1 protein-coding gene and 1 pseudogene are annotated in these 2,591 nt (G+C 66.9%); both read right to left on the minus strand.

Features of this window, described 5'->3' with window-relative positions; translation table 11 throughout:
• Window positions 1-254 precede the first annotated feature (254 nt).
• A complete protein-coding gene (gene ltrA, locus VNL12_RS15845) occupies window positions 255-1,694 on the minus strand; it encodes a group II intron reverse transcriptase/maturase (protein ID WP_325595912.1) in 1,440 nt (479 codons plus the stop codon).
• Between the two features lie 777 nt (window positions 1,695-2,471).
• Window positions 2,472-2,591, minus strand: a pseudogene (locus VNL12_RS15850) (ISAzo13-like element transposase-related protein); the annotation flags it as partial.

Here is a 2,591-nt window from a genome sequence, read left to right on the forward strand (position 1 = left end):
GTGTCGTAGCGCCAGCGCGTCTTATACGAGCAGTGTGGGCATATGAGCCGACGACGGCGCAGGGCCACGGTGACCACCACCATGGTCGCCAAGAACTCCACGGCGGTGACGTTGACGTCGTCGAGGCGCACGAGGCGCTTAGTGAGGTCGGGCCGGGGCGCAGTGCCAGCATCTCGGCTGGTCCGTTTCCCCGGCCCGCATCCCGAACCGGACGTGCGGCTTCCACCGCATCCGGCTCTCCACGAGCCCATGGCTCAGCCGCCAGCCGTCGCCTTGGTCCACCCGTCCCACGGCGAAGGAATCTTCGTTCCCCGGTAGCGGTATCGAATGATCGGCACCGCCCCGGTGTCGAAGAGACGCACACCGTCGTGCTCGGGCACCAGCCTGTCTGCCAGGTAGCGCCATCGCAGGGACTTCCACGTGGCCCGACGATGCTTGCGGCGGAGCCATCCGACCACCCTGTGCCACGTGTAGTGGTTCAGGTAGTTGAAGGTCTGCTTCGACACGCCGTGCCGGAAATACATGGCCCAGCCTCGCAGCGCCGCATTGAGTTGGCGCAGGAGGTCGGAGAGCGGATTGTTCGTCCCCTGCCGTGTGATCGCCTTCACCTTGGCCATGATCGAGGCGAGCGCCTTCTTCGACGGCCAGGAATAGACGAACGCCTTGTTCGACCCCCTCTTGGCCTTCCGCTGGATGCGGTAGCCGAGGAAGTCGAGACCCTCGTCGATGTGTGACACCCCCGTCTTCTCCTCGGCCAGGCGTAGGCCCACCGTGGAGAGCACCGCCGCCACCTCCTCTTTCAGGCCCTCGGCTTGCGCCTTGGTTCCCGACACCATCACCACGAAGTCGTCCGCGTACCTCATAAGCCGGTACATGGGTTCTCCGCGACGGCGGCGTCGCGCCCGATCGAGGTCGGTTGCCATGGTCGTCCTCCACGCCTCGGCGAAGTGCTCGTCGAGGACCGAGAGGGCGATGTTGGCCAGCAGCGGCGAGAGGATGCCGCCTTGGGGAGTGCCGGTCTTGGTGTCCCTCACCACGCCGTCCCCGGAGAGGACGCCGGCTCGGAGGAACGCCTTCACCAGGCTCAGGACGCGCTTGTCTCCGATTCGTTCCCGCACCCGGTCCATGAGGGCCGGGTGCGAGATTTCGTCGAAGCACGATTCGATGTCGCCCTCCAGAACCCACTCATATGAGAGGCGCCCGAAGTGACGGATCTCCTCGATGGCGTCCTGTGCCCGGCGCATGGGGCGGAACCCGTAACTGCACGGGTGGAAGTCCGCCTCGAAGATCGGCTCGAGGACCAGCTTCAGGCTGGCTTGCACGGTGCGGTCGCGTGCGGTCGGGATGCCAAGGCGGCGGAGCTTGCCCGACGCCTTGGGGATCATCCGCTCCCGCACGGGAAGGGGTTGGAGCCTCCCGGCTTTGAGATCGTCTCGCAGCTCGGTGAGGAACCGTTCCTTGCCAAAGAGGATGGAGCGAGGTGCCACCCCATCGACCCCGGCCGTCCGCGCCCCCCGGTTGCCCCGGACCCGATCCCATGCCACCACGAGGAAGGCGGGATCGGTGACGAGGTTGAACAGGTCGCAGAACCGACGATCAGGGCGGTCGGTCGCCCACTGGTGCAGTTTGGCCTGGATGCTCAGTACCCGTGTCTCGGCCTCGTCGAGGTCAGGCCACGGAGCGTCGGTGTTCACCGGCGACCTCCTGACGTTCCCGTTCCGTCCTGCTGGCTCGCTGGGTCCCTTCGCCATGTGGCCGGCTTTCCCGGCCTCGGACTACTACGGACCCTCCGCCCCATCCCCGGGCATCAGCCGACAGCGGGCCTGCCCGCCGCCGCCCTGGCGGGGCAGCGGGGAGGGCGGCTCCGGGGATGGTTCCCACGTTCACCATGTGTCGTTCGTCAGGGTCGGCGCCCAGCTCTTCCCCTGCAGCATCGCCACGAGTACGCCGCAGGCCTTCCTCGTGGCCTCCCCACCGACTGCACTAAATCGGCTTCGGAGTCGCCCCCCGCATCCTTCGCAGACGGCGTGCACTGCGATCCGGCCCACATCCACCAGGTTGGAGCCGGTGCCACGCTTGAGGGGGTTCAACCGCTGGTTCACTTTCGTTGCGCCTTTCTGTCTCGCTGGACGGGCCCGGGTCATCTGGTGGTGCTGACCCGTCCCGCCGTTGTCGGGGCTGCTCCCGCCCTCGCCTGCGCTTCCAGGTTCAGGCTGCCCCCAGCTTCATCGGGCTGCTGCGACAGCTCGAAGGCGGAGTCCTTTCATCTCCGCTCGATCACACGGCGCCTCGTGGCGCACAATGCTGCGGTGGCGCGCACGGGCTGACGGTCTCCCGGTTCGTAGGTGTGGAAGGCCGTGAACCTTGGCTGCAGCCCGTGCGCGCTGCGCGGACACCCCTAACGGCTGTCTCAGCCACCAATCACAACAGAATCCGGACTCCGGCCGTCCACACCAGGGTCAGGAGAGCCCAATTTTGTTCCACTTGGAGGTGCCCGGCGGCATGTGGCACACGGCGATGATCAGCCCGATGGTGGCGGCCAGGTTGGCCAGCTCGGTCTTGAAGGCCCGGGACCGGTAGCCGTTTGACCC

The organism is Iamia sp. (genome assembly GCF_035575815.1).
Taxonomy (GTDB): Bacteria; Actinomycetota; Acidimicrobiia; order Acidimicrobiales; family Iamiaceae; genus Iamia.